The sequence below is a fragment of the Coriobacteriia bacterium genome, from assembly GCA_030652115.1.
Classification (GTDB): Bacteria; Actinomycetota; Coriobacteriia; order Anaerosomatales; family Anaerosomataceae; genus UBA6100.
Map to the genome: position 1 here is coordinate 253,623 of JAUSBK010000007.1, position 14,274 is coordinate 267,896.

General features: G+C 66.7%; 15 protein-coding genes and 1 tRNA gene. 13 read left to right on the plus strand and 3 right to left on the minus strand.

Translation table 11 applies throughout. The features are described from left to right. The 4 genes from Q7W51_05305 (at position 1) to Q7W51_05320 (ending at position 3,208) form a co-directional block, all read left to right on the plus strand. Positions 1 to 708 carry a glycosyltransferase family 2 protein gene (locus Q7W51_05305; GenBank protein ID MDO8847785.1) on the plus strand — a complete coding sequence of 236 codons (708 nt, stop codon included), beginning with the start codon at positions 1 to 3 and terminating at the stop codon, positions 706 to 708. Further along, a complete protein-coding gene (locus Q7W51_05310) occupies positions 708 to 1,388 on the plus strand; it encodes a PIG-L family deacetylase (GenBank protein ID MDO8847786.1) in 681 nt (226 codons plus the stop codon). Before Q7W51_05305 ends, Q7W51_05310 begins: the two co-directional genes overlap by 1 nt. 9 nt (positions 1,389 to 1,397) lie before the next feature. After that, the gene (locus Q7W51_05315) at positions 1,398 to 2,948 is read left to right on the plus strand and encodes a hypothetical protein (GenBank protein ID MDO8847787.1); all 1,551 of its coding nucleotides are present in this window, start codon (positions 1,398 to 1,400) and stop codon (positions 2,946 to 2,948) included. Positions 2,949 to 3,031: 83 nt separating this feature from the next. Beyond that, on the plus strand, positions 3,032 to 3,208 hold the full coding sequence (locus Q7W51_05320) for a ferredoxin family protein (protein MDO8847788.1): 177 nt from the start codon (positions 3,032 to 3,034) through the stop codon (positions 3,206 to 3,208). A gap of 67 nt (positions 3,209 to 3,275) precedes the next feature. Here Q7W51_05320 and Q7W51_05325 read toward each other — a convergent pair whose 3' ends face one another. After that, positions 3,276 to 3,995, minus strand: coding sequence for a glycerol-3-phosphate acyltransferase (locus tag Q7W51_05325; protein MDO8847789.1), 720 nt, complete (start codon positions 3,993 to 3,995; stop codon positions 3,276 to 3,278). Positions 3,996 to 4,002: 7 nt separating this feature from the next. Then, entirely contained in the window at positions 4,003 to 4,902 is a 900-nt protein-coding gene (locus tag Q7W51_05330) for a diacylglycerol kinase family lipid kinase (GenBank protein ID MDO8847790.1), read from the minus strand. Positions 4,903 to 5,000: 98 nt separating this feature from the next. Between Q7W51_05330 and Q7W51_05335 the strand changes: the two genes are divergently transcribed. Continuing rightward, positions 5,001 to 5,076: transfer RNA gene (locus Q7W51_05335), tRNA-Arg, on the plus strand. A 66-nt stretch (positions 5,077 to 5,142) separates the two neighbouring features. Here the strand turns inward: Q7W51_05335 and fusA are convergent. Further along, positions 5,143 to 7,206: an elongation factor G gene (gene fusA / locus Q7W51_05340; protein MDO8847791.1), complete on the minus strand. Its 2,064-nt coding sequence runs from the start codon at positions 7,204 to 7,206 to the stop codon at positions 5,143 to 5,145. Between the two features lie 470 nt (positions 7,207 to 7,676). On the opposite strand from fusA, the gene Q7W51_05345 reads away from it, so the two are divergent. From Q7W51_05345 to Q7W51_05380, 8 genes are all read left to right on the plus strand, one after another. Further along, the gene (locus tag Q7W51_05345; GenBank protein MDO8847792.1) at positions 7,677 to 8,174 is read left to right on the plus strand and encodes a peptidylprolyl isomerase; all 498 of its coding nucleotides are present in this window, start codon (positions 7,677 to 7,679) and stop codon (positions 8,172 to 8,174) included. Positions 8,175 to 8,188: 14 nt separating this feature from the next. Then, positions 8,189 to 9,475: a tetratricopeptide repeat protein gene (locus Q7W51_05350; GenBank protein ID MDO8847793.1), complete on the plus strand. Its 1,287-nt coding sequence runs from the start codon at positions 8,189 to 8,191 to the stop codon at positions 9,473 to 9,475. 97 nt (positions 9,476 to 9,572) lie between these two features. Then, a complete protein-coding gene (gene ndk / locus Q7W51_05355) occupies positions 9,573 to 9,974 on the plus strand; it encodes a nucleoside-diphosphate kinase (protein MDO8847794.1) in 402 nt (133 codons plus the stop codon). Between the two features lie 172 nt (positions 9,975 to 10,146). Next, positions 10,147 to 11,436, plus strand: a complete 1,290-nt coding sequence (rsxC, locus tag Q7W51_05360) for an electron transport complex subunit RsxC (GenBank protein MDO8847795.1) — start codon at positions 10,147 to 10,149, stop codon at positions 11,434 to 11,436. Further along, on the plus strand, positions 11,433 to 12,431 hold the full coding sequence (locus Q7W51_05365) for an RnfABCDGE type electron transport complex subunit D (protein ID MDO8847796.1): 999 nt from the start codon (positions 11,433 to 11,435) through the stop codon (positions 12,429 to 12,431). Before rsxC ends, Q7W51_05365 begins: the two co-directional genes overlap by 4 nt. Next, positions 12,424 to 13,011, plus strand: a complete 588-nt coding sequence (locus tag Q7W51_05370; protein ID MDO8847797.1) for an FMN-binding protein — start codon at positions 12,424 to 12,426, stop codon at positions 13,009 to 13,011. The genes Q7W51_05365 and Q7W51_05370 overlap by 8 nt, the downstream gene beginning before the upstream one ends. Beyond that, positions 13,008 to 13,637 carry an electron transport complex subunit E gene (locus tag Q7W51_05375; protein ID MDO8847798.1) on the plus strand — a complete coding sequence of 210 codons (630 nt, stop codon included), beginning with the start codon at positions 13,008 to 13,010 and terminating at the stop codon, positions 13,635 to 13,637. Before Q7W51_05370 ends, Q7W51_05375 begins: the two co-directional genes overlap by 4 nt. After that, a complete protein-coding gene (locus tag Q7W51_05380) occupies positions 13,634 to 14,260 on the plus strand; it encodes an Rnf-Nqr domain containing protein (GenBank protein MDO8847799.1) in 627 nt (208 codons plus the stop codon). The genes Q7W51_05375 and Q7W51_05380 overlap by 4 nt, the downstream gene beginning before the upstream one ends. Positions 14,261 to 14,274 lie beyond the last annotated feature (14 nt).

Here is a 14,274-nt window from a genome sequence, read left to right on the forward strand (position 1 = left end):
GTGACCTCGAGCTGCCCTGACGCAGTCGTGCTGCCCGTCTACAACGAGGGCGGCACGGTCTCCAGCGTCCTGGACGCGGTGCGGCGTGTCTACGACGGCATGGTGATCGTGGTCGACGACGGCTCCGATGACGAGACGCCGCTCGTACTTGCCGAGCGCGATGACATCGTGGTGATCGCCCACGCCGCCAACGCAGGGTACGGCCGCTCGCTCATCGACGGCTTCGCTGCGGCGCTCGCCGCTGGCGCGGATGCAGTCGTGACGATGGACTGCGACGGACAGCACGAGCCGGCCCATATCCCTGAGTTCCTGACGGCGCTCGGTGACTGCGACATTGCGTCGGGGAGCCGCTATCTGGGGGCAAGTCCCGTGGTGGGGATGGCCCCTCCGTCGCGTCAGGACGTCAACCGCCGCGTCACTACGGCGATCAATGCGGCGACTGGCTGGTCGCTCACCGACGCCTTCTGCGGCTTCAAGGCGTATCGCGCGAGCGCGTTGCGCTCGATGCGACTCACCGAGCCGGGCTACGCCATGCCGCTCGAGCTATGGGCCGAGGCGCATCGGGCCGAGCTGTGCGTGATCGAGCTGCCTGTCGCGCGCATCTACTTCGACGGCGACCGGTCCTTCGGCCAGGACCTCGATGATCCCGACCGCCGTCTCGGGTACTATCTGCGGGTGTGGGAGCATGCCCTCGCAAGGGAGGCCTGATGGCAGACGTCGTGTGCGTCGGTGCGCATCCTGACGATGTTGAGATCGGGATGGGCGGTACCGTGGCCGCGCTCGCCGCGCGGGGTGCGGATGTGCTGATCGTGGACCTCACCGACGGCGAGCCTACGCCGCACGGGACCCACGAGCGGCGGATGGCCGAGGCGGCCGAGGCCGCGCGCCTGCTCGGATGCAGGAGAGTGACGCTCGAACTCCCCAACCGATACCTGTTCGACAGCGTGGAGGCTCGCACCGCGCTTGCCGAGGTGCTGCGCGCCGAACGGCCGACGGTGTTGTTCGTCCCGTATCCGGAAGACGCCCACCCGGATCACCTCGCCGCGTCGCGGATCGCCGAGGCCGCCCGGTTCTACGCGAAGTTCACGAAGACCGACATGACCGGCGAGCCGCACTACGCCGCGCGCGTGTACCGCTATATGGCGGTCCATCTGCGGCTCGTGCGTGAGCCGTCGTTCCTCGCCGACATCACCGCCACGCTCCCTGCCAAGCTCGCTGCGCTCGGTGCGTATGGCTCACAGTTCGGCGACAACCCGGCGAACACCGGGATCGTCGAGCTGATGGAGCAGGGCGCCCGCATGTGGGGCGGCATCGGCCGGGTCGGCGCCGCCGAACCCTTCTTCGCGCTCGAGCCGCCGGTCGTGCGCTCCGTCCTCGACCTCATCTAGGGGCCGGGGATGACTGTCCACGAACGCCAGAAGCCGCCAGCGGGTCACGGCGAGGTGCTGTGCTCGCCTCCGTTTTCGACGTGGCACGAGCTCGTGGAGCGCAACTCAGCCGCGGTCGCCGGGTGGCCCGCTCCGCTGCGAGCCCTGCGCGAGCAGGCACGCTCGGAGACGGTTGCCGAAGCGGTCCGGTTCAGCGGCTCTATCGGCGTGTCGGGCGAATCGGCCTCGGCGGAGACCCCGATCGTGATGACCGGTCATCAGCCCGAGCTGTACCACCCGGGCGTGTGGGTCAAGGTCTTCCTCGTGGACCGGCTCGCCGAGGAGATCGGCGCGCTCGGGCTCGATCTGGTCGTCGACACCGACGCCGCCGAGCTGGTGGCGCTCCGCGTGCCGTGCCTGCGCGACGAGGTGCGCGTCTGCGAGGTGACGCTCGCCGAAGGCGGCCCGGGCGTCGCATACATGCAGACACCCGTGCCGACGGGCGAAACGCGCGCGGCCTTTCGGGAGAGCGGGATCTCCGTGCTTGAGGGGCTGCCGGCGCCGGCGCTTCGTCGGCACTTCTCGACGTTCTGTGACGCGCTCGATGCCGCTGCCCCGGACGCGACCGACCTGGGCACGCTCATGACAGCGGCGCGTCGCCGCTACGAAGCACCCGCGCAGACCGCGTACCTCGAGGTGCTCGCGTCGGCGCAGTCGCGTCTGCCGTCGTATCGCGCCTTCGCAGCCTCGTTGCTCTGCGATGCTTCCCGCTTCCGTGTGGTCATGAACGATGCGCTCTCGGAGTATCGGACGCGCACGGGTTCGCGCTCGGCGGCGCAGCCCTTCCCGGATCTTGCGGAGCGCGACGGTCGGGTCGAGGCGCCGTTCTGGCTGCTCGACGACGGACGGCGCCGCGCGGTGAGCGTGGGTTCGGACGGCACGTTGTTCGCCGACGACGAGGCCGTGGCGGCACTCGGCGCTACGACCGATTCGGCCGCTCGCGCGCTCGAGAGACACGACCTGCTGCTGGCTCCCAAGGCGCTCACGCTCACGCTGTTCCAGCGCCTGTTCGTGGCCGATCTGTTCGTCCACGGCACCGGCGGCGGGCGCTACGACCGCGTCACCGATGCGGTCATCGCACGCTACTACACCATCGAACCGCCGCAGTTCGCGATCGCCTCGATGACGCTGCTGCTCCCCCTCGGCGCGCACGTCGTCTCCGACGAGGACGTGGCCGAGGCCGGGCGGCGGGTCAACCGCTTCGAGCACAATCCGGACTCGCTGCTGCCCGAGGTGGAGTTCGACTCGGCGCCGGAGCGAGTCGAGGCAGAGGCGCTTGCGGCGCGTAAGGCCGAGGCAGTGGCGGCGATCGCGGCACCGGGCGCTGACCGCAAAGAGCTCGGCAAGACCATCCGCGACCTCAACGCGCAGCTGTCCGCGCTTCTCGAGCCGGTGGGGCAGGTGCTCCGCGAATCACTCGAACGGGTCCGCGCCGAGCGTAAGGCCTCCTCGGTGCTCACCGATCGCACGTATCCGTACTGCCTCTGGGACCCCCGCGAGGTCATGGATAAGGTGCGGTAGCCCTCGCGCCAGAGGGTGTTATCATGTACGGCACCGCCCCGTGACGGGTGCGGTACGACCGTCACGTTGAAAGGATTCACATAATGGGTAAGCCGGTTGTCGATCCCGATCTGTGTACCGCCTGCGGCATCTGCGTCGATGAGTGCCCCACGAGCGCCCTCGACCTTGAGGATACGGCCATTCTCGCCCGCCCGGATGACTGCAGCGAGTGCGGGACCTGCGCTGATGTGTGCCCGAACGAGGCCATCACGCTCAAGTAGCTCCGAAGCGGCGCAAACGAAGGGCCGGATCCGACGGGATCCGGCCCTTTCGCTTATCGGTCAGCGGTCAGCCCCTCGGCCCGCTGCGGTCGTTGATGTAGAACTTCGGCTCCTGGCCACGCAGCAGCCCCATGAAGCGTTTGTGGTGAGCAAGGTACACCAGCGCGCCCATCACGAGTGCGAACCACCAGTCGGGCGAGCGAAGCACCAGCGCGGTCACCGGTAGCGTGACGGCCGCGATCACCTGGCCTGCCATCATGTAGCGCGTGATGGCGATCGTGAGCAGTCCGACGACGACGACTGCGACGAAGTACCGCCAGTCGTACGCAAGCAAGGCGCCCGCGCCGGTAGCGAGCCCCTTGCCGGTCCGCCCGAAGCGGCGCTTGATGATCGCCATCCAGCACGAGTAGTTGTGGCCGATAACGGCGCCGGCCACCGCGCCCATCGGTATGAGCGCGAGTGAGGGATCCGGCAGTTCCGGTGCTGCAACACCGACGGGAACCAGCAGCGTGTTGAGCGCGAACCACTTCGCCACAGCCACCGGGAGAACGCCTTTGCTGATGTCCGCGAGCATCGCGACGGCGAACCAGCCCCACGACCCGGTCGTCCGCCGAACGTTCATCGCGCCCACGTTGCCCGTGCCGTGCTCGGTGACGTCCTCTCCAGTCACGAGGTGAACGATGATGTATGCCCAGGGGATCGAGCCGAAGAGGTAGGCTCCCAGGAGCGCACCGAGCGCGATGAGCACGGTCTGGATGGTGAGGCCCTCGAGGAGTGTCGCGCTCACGAAGGGCTCATCTCCTCGGCACGACGCACTCGATGGCGCCCGGCAGGATCGAGATCGCGAACCGCCGGTCCACCATGACCTCTCCATCGAGCTGCGCCGGCATCGGCTCGTCGCTCTCGATCACGATCGTGCGTCGTCGCGACATCTGTACGACCTTGAACTTCGTGTGTTTGCCGAAGATCACGAAGGGGAGCCGGACGAGCGCGCCCGGAAGGGATAGTGGGTCGATGGTGCAGACTTCGAGGAGTCCGTCGTCGGCCACCGCATCCGGAGTGATGAAGAATCCGCCGCCGTACGTGGGGCCGATGGTCGCCGCGACGATGAGGAGGTCGTCTTCCACCGGCTCGGCGCCGTCCCAGGTCACGCGGACGTGATGCGGGTAGAGCTCGTGGAAGAGCACGTGCAGCAGAGCGGTGAGGTACAGCCAGAGTCCCGACCGCTTGGTGGTGAACTTGTACTCGACTGCCTTCGCGGTGACTCGTGCGTCGAGACCGGCCGCGAACGAGTTGTTGAAGTAGACGCCGTTGCACAGGCCGACGTCGAACCGGTGAAGCTCGCCGCGGGTGAGCGCGAGGGTCGCGTCGGCCACATCGGCGGGGATGCCGAGCGTCCGGCGCGTGTCGTTGCCGCTTCCGGTGGGGATGAGGCCGAGCGCGGGGCGATCGCCCTCGGGGCGCCGCATGATGCCGTTCAGCACCTCGTGGACGGTGCCGTCACCGCCGACGGCGACGAGCACGTCATAGCCCCTGGCGGACTCGGCAAGCTCGGCCGCGTGACCCATATGCGTCGTCAGGACAAGGTCGTGCGGGGCGCTCTGCAGAAGCTGCCTGATCGCGGGAACGAGCGTCTCGGTCTCGCCGTGCTTTGCGGCCGGGTTCACGATGAGAAGCATCTTGCCGGAGGTCATCGTCATCGCCTGTCGTCGCGGGCCTTGGGGGCTAGGATAGCGGGCGCGGGAGCGGTTGGAAACCGTCGGAGCGTGTGCTACTGTTCTCGGACGTCCCCGCCCTCTTAGCTCAGGGGATAGAGCGTCTGCCTCCGGAGCAGAAGGTCGTAGGTTCGAATCCTACAGAGGGCGCCAGCACACACACGAGAGACCGGTCCGCGTTCGCGGGCCGGCCTCTCGATCGCTTCTCGCAGGATCGGGCTAGTGCCCCTCGGCCCGTTCCTTCTGGTGATCGTCCACAAGCTTCTTCTGGATGTCCCCGGGCACCTGCTCGTAGCTGTCGATCGAGAGTGCGTACGTGCCGGTGCCACTGGTGATCGACCGCAGGTGCGGCGAGTAGTGCACGACCTCGGCGTACGGCGCCTGCGCGCGGATCGTCTGCACGCCCGCCTCGGAAGAGTCCATGCCGAGGATGCGTCCACGGATCGAGCTGATGTCGCCCATGACCGCACCGGCGTGCTCGTCGGGCACGTCGATCGTGAGCGTTGCGATCGGCTCGAGGATGACCGGTTCGGCCTTCTCGGCGGCGGCACGGAAGCCGATGCGGGCCGCGGTCTTGAACGCCATCTCGTTGCTGTCGACGGCGTGCATCGAACCGTCGTACACGGCGACCTTCACGTCCTGCACGGGGTAGCCGGCGATGGCACCTGAGGTCATCGTGTCCTGGACGCCCTTGTCGATCGCGACGATATAGGGCTTCGAGATGCGTCCGCCGACGATCTCGTCGACGAACTGGTAGCCGCCACCGGGGTTGGGTTCGAGTCTGAGCCAGCAGTCGGCGAACTGGCCGGACCCGCCGGTCTGCTTTTTGTGGCGGCCCTGTGCCTGAGCGGTCTTCCGAATGGTCTCCCGGTAGGGGATGCGCATATCGATCGTCTCGGCTTCCACGTGGAAGCGGTCGCGTAGGCGGTTGAGCAGCACGTCGATCGCGGCGTCGCCGTAGGAGGTGATGACCGTCTGATGGGTCTCCTCGTCGCGGCGCATCGTGAGCGACGGGTCCTCATCGACCATCGCCTTCAAGGCCGAGCCGAGCTTGTCCTCGTCGGCCTTCGTCTTGGCGACGATCGCGACGGGGTAGAGCGGCTCCGGCAGGGGCAGGGGAGCGAACGCGACGTCTCCCTTGGCCGAGAGCGTGTCGTTGGTGAGCGTGTCGGCGAGCTTGGTGAGCACCGCGATGTCGCCGGCGGGCGCGGCATCGATGTCGGCGGTCTCCTTGCCCATCATCTTGAACACGTGCGCCACGCGCTCCTTCTTGCCGGTGCGCGAGTTCACGAGTTCCTGACCCGGCTTGAGGGTCCCGGACACGACTTTCACGAAGTTCATCCGGCCGACGTACGGGTCCGAGAGGGTCTTGAACACATGTACGGCTACGTCGCCGGTGGTCGAGATGTGCACCTCGTTGCCGGCGGTGGTCATCAACGGGCCGTGGGCGGTGGGTTGCGGGAAGAAGGTCACGATGTCGTCCATGAGGTCCTCGACGCCCTGCATCGTGATGGCTGAGCCCACGAACACCGGGATGAACAGCGACTGGGCGATAGCCTTGTCGAGCAGGGTCTCGAGCTCTTCCTGCGTCAGTCGCTCGCCCTCGAGGTACTTCTCCATCAGCTCGTCATCGGCCTCGGCGACGAGCTCGCACAACTTGTCGCGGGCGGCCTCGGCTGCGTCGGTCATATCTGCCGGGATATCGAGGACTTCTTCCTTGTCGTCCTCGTGGTGGTACGCCTTCATGCGGATGATGTCCACGACGCCGCGGAAGTCGGCCTCGGCGCCAAGCGGTAGCTGCACGGCGCCCACGCGGTGTCCGAACGCCTTCACCAGGCCGTCCATCGCCGCCTGGAAGTCGGCGTGCTCCTTGTCCAAGCGGTTGATGAACACCGCTTTGGCGATGCCCATCTGAGTGGCGAGCTTCCAAAGCTTGCGCGTCTGTACCTGGGGACCGGCGACCGCGTCCACCACGAACAGCGCCATCTCGGCGGCCTCCATGCCGGCGATCGCGTCTCCGAGGAAGTCCGCGTAGCCGGGGGTGTCGATCACGTTGATCTTGACGCCCTCGTGCTCAACCGGCGCCATCGAGAGATTGAGGGTGATCTTGCGACGGACCTCTTCGGCCTCGTAGTCGAGGTTCGAATGGCCGTCGACAACGCTACCGAGGCGTTTGGTCTGTCCCGCCATGAAGAGCATCGCCTCGGCGAGTGATGTCTTGCCGGAATCTCCATGGCCAAGCAGGACGACGTTGCGGACGTTCTCCGTGCTGGACGCTCCCATGAGCACCGCCTCCTCGTGCGACGCGCGTCGGATACCGGACGGGCCGGTCTCGGACGGGCGCGCGTATGTCGCGGCTGAGCGCGACAGCGGTCCGACGAGGGGCCCGGTTCACGCGGTGCGCCGAGGGGCCGGGAGGCCGTCGGCGTGATGCACACGATAGCACAAGGACCGGGTGTGACAGGGGGTTCCGGCGGCACTGACGTGCGTCCCGCTCACTGTTAGAATGGGACGGCCGCGGCGCGTCTCGCGGCAGAATCGTCCCGTCGTCTCGTGGAGGTCGCGTGAAGCAGAGAACGTCCCTCGTCATCGTGATCGCGGCGCTCGTCGTCGCAGCCGTCGTGATCGCGTTCCTGGCGACGCAGTGCGCTCCCGAAGCCACAACAGACGCTGGATCGGATCAGGTACATGACAGCGCGCTGTCGCCCTCGGAGACCTCCGAGGAAGCGGCGGCCGTCTACGAGGAGGAGCCCATGCACGTCTCTCCCGTCCAGGTGACCGGCACGGAAACGGCCGTCATCCAGACATCCAAAGGTACTATCACGCTCGAGTTCTATCCCCAGGATGCGCCGAACACCGTCGCGAGCTTCATCGAGCTGACTGACGCGGGCTTCTACAACGGCCTCAAGTTCCACCGGGTGGTGCCGGGCTTCGTCGCTCAGGGTGGCGATCCGCTCACGGCCGATCTCACCGTCGAGCAGGTCAAGTCGGGTGTCGGCGGTGCCGGCACCGGCGGGCCGGGCTGGACTCAGAAGGCCGAGTTCAACGCGCGCAAGCACGAGACCGGAACGCTGGCGATGGCGCGTGCGCGCGACGTCGACTCGGCGGGTTCGCAGTTCTACATCTGCCTCGCCCCGCAGCCTTCGCTCGACGGGCAGTACACGGTGTTCGGCAGGGTCACCGAGGGGATGGACGTGGTCATGTCCATCGAAGTGGGCGACGTGATCGAGTCCGTGACCATCCAGCGCTAGAAGGGGGAACGGTCTTGGACCAGACTCGTCTCGAAGTCGCTGAAGCCGCGTATGCGGCCGGGGACTGGACGACGGCGGCGCGGGAGTACCTTGGTGCAGCCGCCGGCGAGATCCAGGGAAGCGGATACGCGTTCCACCGCGCGGGCAATGCGCTCATGAAGCTCAAGCGGCTGGATGACGCCTGTGCCGTCTACGACCGGGCCCTGCAGGACGACGACTACCCCGATGCGGCGACCGTGTCGTGCAATCTCGGCACGGCGAAAGCGTCGCTCGGCACGTACGACGAGGCGGCGCGGGCCTTCCAACGCTCGCTTGAGGCTCCCGCATACGCGGCGCGATACAAGGCGCTGCAGGGCGTCGCGGGAGCCTACTACCAGATGGGCCGGATCGAGGACGCCGCCGAGGCCTATCGTCAGGCGGCGCTCGACAGCGGCAACCCCGATCCGGGCAAGGCGCTCAACAACCTCGGCCTGTGTTTCGTGGCGCTCGACCGGCCGGAGGACGCGGTAGAGGCGTACCGGGCAGCGGTCGATCTCCCGGGTTACAAGGGCCGTGGACGCGCGGCCGCCAACCTCGGCATGGCATATGCGGCCCTCGGCATGCACGACCGGGCGGTGGCGTCATTCGAGCGCGCCCGGGACGAGTTCGGCTTTGAGCTGTCGTCCAAGCTGGATGCTGCCTACCGGGCGAGTGCGGCGACGCTCGGCACGCAGCCGGAGACGCCAGACCGCGTGGAGGGCTGGACGACCGGGGAGATGCCGCCGGTCGTAACGTCGCGTGCCCTCAAGTTCCCCGAGGACGGCGACGAGGAGGAGTCACGCTTCTTCACGATCACCGACGCCGAGATGAAGGTAGCGGACCGTGATGCACGGCGTCGTGAGCGTCGCGAGCGGCCGCCGAAGCGGCCAGTATGGCTGAGCGTCGTGCTCTGGCTCGCGCTCGCGGTCGTGGTGGCAGGCGCGCTCATCGGCGCGTACCTGTACGGACTCGGCTACCCGACCCAGCAGATGACGGTCAACGGAGTCCTCGAGGCGTATGCCGACGGTGACGACGTGACCTCGTACTGGGTGGCCGTGCCGTCCACCGACGTGGAGAAGGCGATGTCGAGCCTGCCCACCGAGTGGGTATCGTACGCGATCAGCGGTGTGGAGCGGTCGGCGCGTACCTCTCAGGTCGAGGTGACGGTGACGCTCGAGCGCGGGGGCGTCGTGACGTACCAGATCTCGCTTGCCCGAGAGGGCGTTGGATGGAAGGTCAACGGGGTCTCGACCTCGTTCAACTCGATGGACGGTGGCGTCTGATTCGGCCGTTCGAACGATGCGCGCCCGGGTGTTGCGTGGCGCGAAGCGTTGGGGCAGAGTGTTCCGAACCGCAGACAGTCCGTATGAAGGAGTGCGCGTGAGCCAGAGAACGTACTGCATGATCAAGCCGGATGCCGTTGCACGCGGCCTTGTCGGCCGCATCGTCGGCCGCTTCGAGGACGTGGGTCTGGTCGTTGAGCGTCTTGAGCTCGGCATGGTGACCCCCCAACAGGCGGCGGCCAACTACGGAGAGCACGAGGGCAAGCCGTTCTACGACGGGCTGGTCGCCTACATCACCTCAGGCCCTGTCGTGAAGATGGTCCTGTCCGGTCCCGAAGCCGTTTCGGTGGTCCGCAAGCTCATGGGAGTCACCAATCCGAAGGACGCCGCGCCGGGCACCATCCGCGGGGACTTCGGCCTCACGCTGGACGCGAACATCGTGCACGGGTCGGACTCTCCCGAGAGCGCCGAGCGCGAGATCGCGATCTTCTTCGGATAAGGAGTATTCCGGCCGCTCGGTGCGGTCATGATCGTGTGATGTTGAGCACCGGCCGCGGGAAGCGGCCGGTACGCGTATGCAGGGAATCGCGCTTGGGCGCAGAACTCTTGTCACTCATACGCACACGCCGGTGATTTGTCGAAGTCCGAGAGGGGTGCACGTGGGAAGAGCCGTGTTCAGGGGTGGTGTACATCCACCTGGGCACAAGGAGGCGACTGCGGGATCGGCGGTAGAGTGGGCGCCGGTACCGGCGCGTCTCGTCGTTCCGATGAGTCAGCACCTGGGGGCGCCGTGCGTCCCGACTGTCGCTGTGGGCGACCGCGTTTCGCGCGGTCAGGTGATCGGGGACATCGAGGCCATGGTCTCGGCACCCGTCCATAGCCCGGTCAACGGGACTGTCGCCGAGGTCGGCACCACGCTGACCGCCGCAGGCATGACGGTTAAGGCCGTCGTGATCGACGCAGACGAGGCGCAAGAACTTGAGTCCTTCGTCCCGGTGCCGGACACGGGCGACGCGCGTGCGCGGGTCCGCGGAGCGGGCATCGTGGGCATGGGAGGGGCGACGTTCCCGAGCGTGGTCAAACTCACGCCGCCCAAGGACGCAGACGTGCACACGGTGATCCTGAACGGCTGCGAGTGCGAGCCGTTCCTCACCTGCGACCATCGTCTGATGCTCGAGCAGCCGGAGCGGGTGATCGCGGGCGCGAAGCACGTGCGCGAGATCATCGGGGCCAAGCGCGTGATCATCGCCCTGGAGTCGAACAAGCCGGACGCCCTCGAGGCGCTGCGCGCGGCCGCCGACGACACCATCGAGGTCGTGGCTCTCCCCACAAGGTATCCGCAGGGTGCTGAGAAGCAACTCATCTACGCGCTGCTGAAGACGGAGGTTCCTCACGGCAAGCTTCCGTCCGCGGCCGGTGTGCTCGTGCACAACGTCGCCACAGCCGTGGCGATCGCCGATGCGCTGGAGACCGGCAAGCCGCTCACTGAACGCATCGTGACAGTGACCGGCTCGGTGGCGCGTCCCGGCAACTACCGCGTGCTTCTCGGCACGCTCGTGAGCGAGCTTATCGAGACGGCCGGCGGGCTTGTCGGCGACGTGGAGCGCGTGATCTCCGGCGGCCCGATGACGGGCATGGCGCTCGGCTCTCTCGACGTACCGGTCACGAAGGGCATGTCAGGCATTGTGGCGGTGCCGAAGGGTATGGCGGCACCCGCGATCGCCGACGATCAGCCGTGCATGCGCTGCGGCCGCTGCCCCCAAACCTGTCCGATGGGGCTCGAGCCCTACGCGCTCGCCACGTTCGCCGACCGGCGCATGTGGGACGCGGCCGCAAAGCGCAACGTCCTCGATTGCATCGAGTGTGGCGTGTGCTCGTACGTCTGTCCGACGAAACGCCCGCTGCTGCAGCTCATCCGCCTTGCCAAGGCCGCAGCGATGGCGAAGGGGGTGAAGTCATGAGCGAACCCCTTTCCGCGCGCATCGTCGGCCCTTCGCCGCACATCACCTCCAAGGAGACGTGCCCGGGCATCATGCTCTGGGTCGTCGCGGCGCTGGTGCCTTCGGCACTCTGGGCGATCGTGACGATGGGTCTTGTGGCCCTCCAGCTTTTCGCGGTCACCATCGGGGTCTCCCTCGTGACCGAGGCGCTCTGGAATCGGATCGCGCGCAAGCCGCAGACGCTACTCGACGGCAGCGCACTGGTGACCGGCCTCCTGCTCGCGATGAGCCTACCGCCGCGGACGCCCTGGTGGATGGCCGCAGCCGCCGCGCTCGTTGCCATCGGCCTCGGGAAGATGATCTTCGGCGGGCTTGGTCACAACCTGTTCAATCCCGCACTGGTAGGCCGCGCATTCGTGACGCTGTCGTGGGCCGGCGTGCTGGCGACAGCACCCGAGCGCGGGTGGTTCCGCGCGCTGCCGGACGTGACGGCCGAGGGATATGACGCGATCTCAGGCGCCACGAGGCTTGCGGTGGCGGCCGCGGACCGCGCGGCCTCCGGGGCGTACGGGTTCGACCTGGCCGCCCAGTACCAGCCGCTGCTGCTGAAGAACCTCGAGGGCTCGCTTGGCGAGGTCTCCGCGGTGCTGCTGATCCTCGGAGGTCTTGTACTGATCGTGAGGGGCATCATCGACTGGCGCATTCCCGCAGGCTACATCGGGACGATGGCGTTGGCGTCGTGGGCATTCGGCTCGGATCCGGTGTTCCACATCCTGGCCGGCGGGGTGATGCTCGGCGCCTTCTTCATGGCGACAGACTACGTCTCGTCTCCGATGTCGAAGACCGGGCGCCTGGTATACGGAGTCGGGTGCGGGCTGTTCAACGCGCTCGGTCGCTTCATCGGCCCCATGCCCGAGTCGACCACGTTCGCCATCCTGTTCATGAATGGGTTGGCACCGCTGATCGATCGCGTCACGCGGCCGCGTACCTTCGGGTGGGTGAAGAGCAATGACTAGTCCGCTGAAGCTGATCATGCCAGTGCTCGTGACCTGCATCGTGGCCGCTACGGGGCTGTCCCTCACCTACGGACTCACGGCGCCTCGCATCGCCGAGCAGGACCGGCTGGCCGAGGAGCGTGCCCTCCAAGTCGTGCAACCCGATGCAGATGGATTCGAGCGGGTCGAGGACCCGGGGCTCATCACCGCCGCAGGAGACGCGGCGGGCGAGGTCGAGGTCGTCGACATGTTCCAGGCCATCGAGGGCGACACTCCCATCGGCTGGGCAGTGAAGGTGAATTCGCGCGGTTACGGCGGCGGAATGGTCCTGGTTATAGGTCTGGATACATCGGGTTCAACTACGGGCGTCACCATCCTGTCTATGAATGAGACGCCGGGACTGGGGACCAAGGTGCAAAGCGAGAAGTGGTTCCTGGAGCAGTTCGCCGGTCTGTCGGGCGGATTCACCGACGCTGATGTTCGCGCGCTCGACGCGATCAGCGGATCGACTCGCTCGTCCAACGGCGTTCGCAACGGTGTTGCGGCAGCGGGGCGTGTGTATGCGGAGGTCTTGAGCGACGTGGAGGGAGGGTCCGAATGAGCGAGTGGCTGAGCGTGTTCCGCCGGGGTCTCAGCATCGAGAATCCCCTCACGGTGCTCATGATCGGACTGTGCGCGACGCTCGCCGTCTCGACGCAGTTCCAGAATGCGCTCTTCATGGGCCTGGCCGTGATCTTCGTGCTTACGATGAGCAACGTGCTCGTATCGATGTTCCGGCGCGCGATTCCCGATCAGGTGCGCATTCCGATCTTCATCGTGGTGATCGCGTCGTTCGTCACGATCGTGGACCTCGTCATGAAGGCGTACGTGCCGAGCGTGTATCAGGTGCTCGGCATCTGGATCCCGCTGATCGTCGTGAACTGCATCATCCTCGGTCGTGCCGAGGCATTCGCCTACCGAAACGGAGTCGGGCTTTCGATCGCCGACGGGCTCGGGATGGGCACAGGCTACTGGATCGTGATCTCGCTGCTCGCTGTCATACGCGAGCTGTTCGGCACCGGTCGAATCGTCTGGTTTGACGCGACGCTCGTGAGTCTGCCTTCCGGCTACGCTCCGCCGAGCCTCCTCCTGCTGTTCCCGGGCGCGTTCTTCGTCTTCGCGTTCATGATCGCCGGAGCGCGATGGATCAACGACCGTTTCGAGGCCAGGAAGGAGGGGTCGGCATGAGCACGGTCAGCCAGCTGGCGTTGCTCTTCATAGGTGCGGCCCTCGTCAACAACATCCTGCTCACACGGTTCATCGGCTTGTGCCCCTTCTTCGGCGTGTCGGGCAACATGGACACGTCGATCGGGATGAGCCTCGCGGTGGTGTTCGTCATGATGATGGCATCGAGCGCAACCTGGGCAGTGTGGGAGTTCGTCCTCCAGCCACTAGGGGTGGGCGAGTTCCTGTACATCCCCGCGTTCATTCTCATCATCGCGTCGCTCGTGCAGTTCGTGGAGATGTACCTGCGCAAGGCGAGTCCCGTGCTCTACCGGGCGATGGGCATCTATCTGCCGCTCATCACCACGAACTGTGCCGTTCTGGCGACCGCCACTGAGGCCGCGAAGCCGGGCTTCTTCAAGATGAACATCGCCCTCGGCGCGTCGCTCAGTCTCGGCGAGGCGCTCATCTATACGCTGGGCGTTTCTGTCGGGTTCGGGTTCGCGCTCGTGACCTTCGCGGCACTGCGCGAGCGTCTCGACCTGGCTCCCGTACCGAGGCTGTTCAAGGGAAGCCCGATCGCGTTCATCGCTGCAGGGATGCTGTCGCTTGCGTATGTTGGCATGTCCGGCTGGTTCGGTCTGTGAGGTAGCAACGTGGA

Excerpts from the sequence above, each read along its gene's own strand:
- Q7W51_05310 (MDO8847786.1), top strand. The coding sequence starts at position 708 with ATGGCAGACGTCGTGTGCGTCGGTGCGCATCCTGACGATGTTGAGATC.
- Q7W51_05315 (MDO8847787.1), top strand. The coding sequence starts at position 1,398 with ATGACTGTCCACGAACGCCAGAAGCCGCCAGCGGGTCACGGCGAGGTG.
- Q7W51_05320 (MDO8847788.1), top strand. The coding sequence starts at position 3,032 with ATGGGTAAGCCGGTTGTCGATCCCGATCTGTGTACCGCCTGCGGCATC.
- Q7W51_05330 (MDO8847790.1), bottom strand. The coding sequence starts at position 4,902 with ATGACCTCCGGCAAGATGCTTCTCATCGTGAACCCGGCCGCAAAGCAC.
- fusA (MDO8847791.1), bottom strand. The coding sequence starts at position 7,206 with ATGGGAGCGTCCAGCACGGAGAACGTCCGCAACGTCGTCCTGCTTGGC.
- Q7W51_05345 (MDO8847792.1), top strand. The coding sequence starts at position 7,677 with ATGCACGTCTCTCCCGTCCAGGTGACCGGCACGGAAACGGCCGTCATC.
- Q7W51_05365 (MDO8847796.1), top strand. The coding sequence starts at position 11,433 with ATGAGCGAACCCCTTTCCGCGCGCATCGTCGGCCCTTCGCCGCACATC.
- Q7W51_05370 (MDO8847797.1), top strand. The coding sequence starts at position 12,424 with ATGACTAGTCCGCTGAAGCTGATCATGCCAGTGCTCGTGACCTGCATC.
- Q7W51_05375 (MDO8847798.1), top strand. The coding sequence starts at position 13,008 with ATGAGCGAGTGGCTGAGCGTGTTCCGCCGGGGTCTCAGCATCGAGAAT.
- Q7W51_05380 (MDO8847799.1), top strand. The coding sequence starts at position 13,634 with ATGAGCACGGTCAGCCAGCTGGCGTTGCTCTTCATAGGTGCGGCCCTC.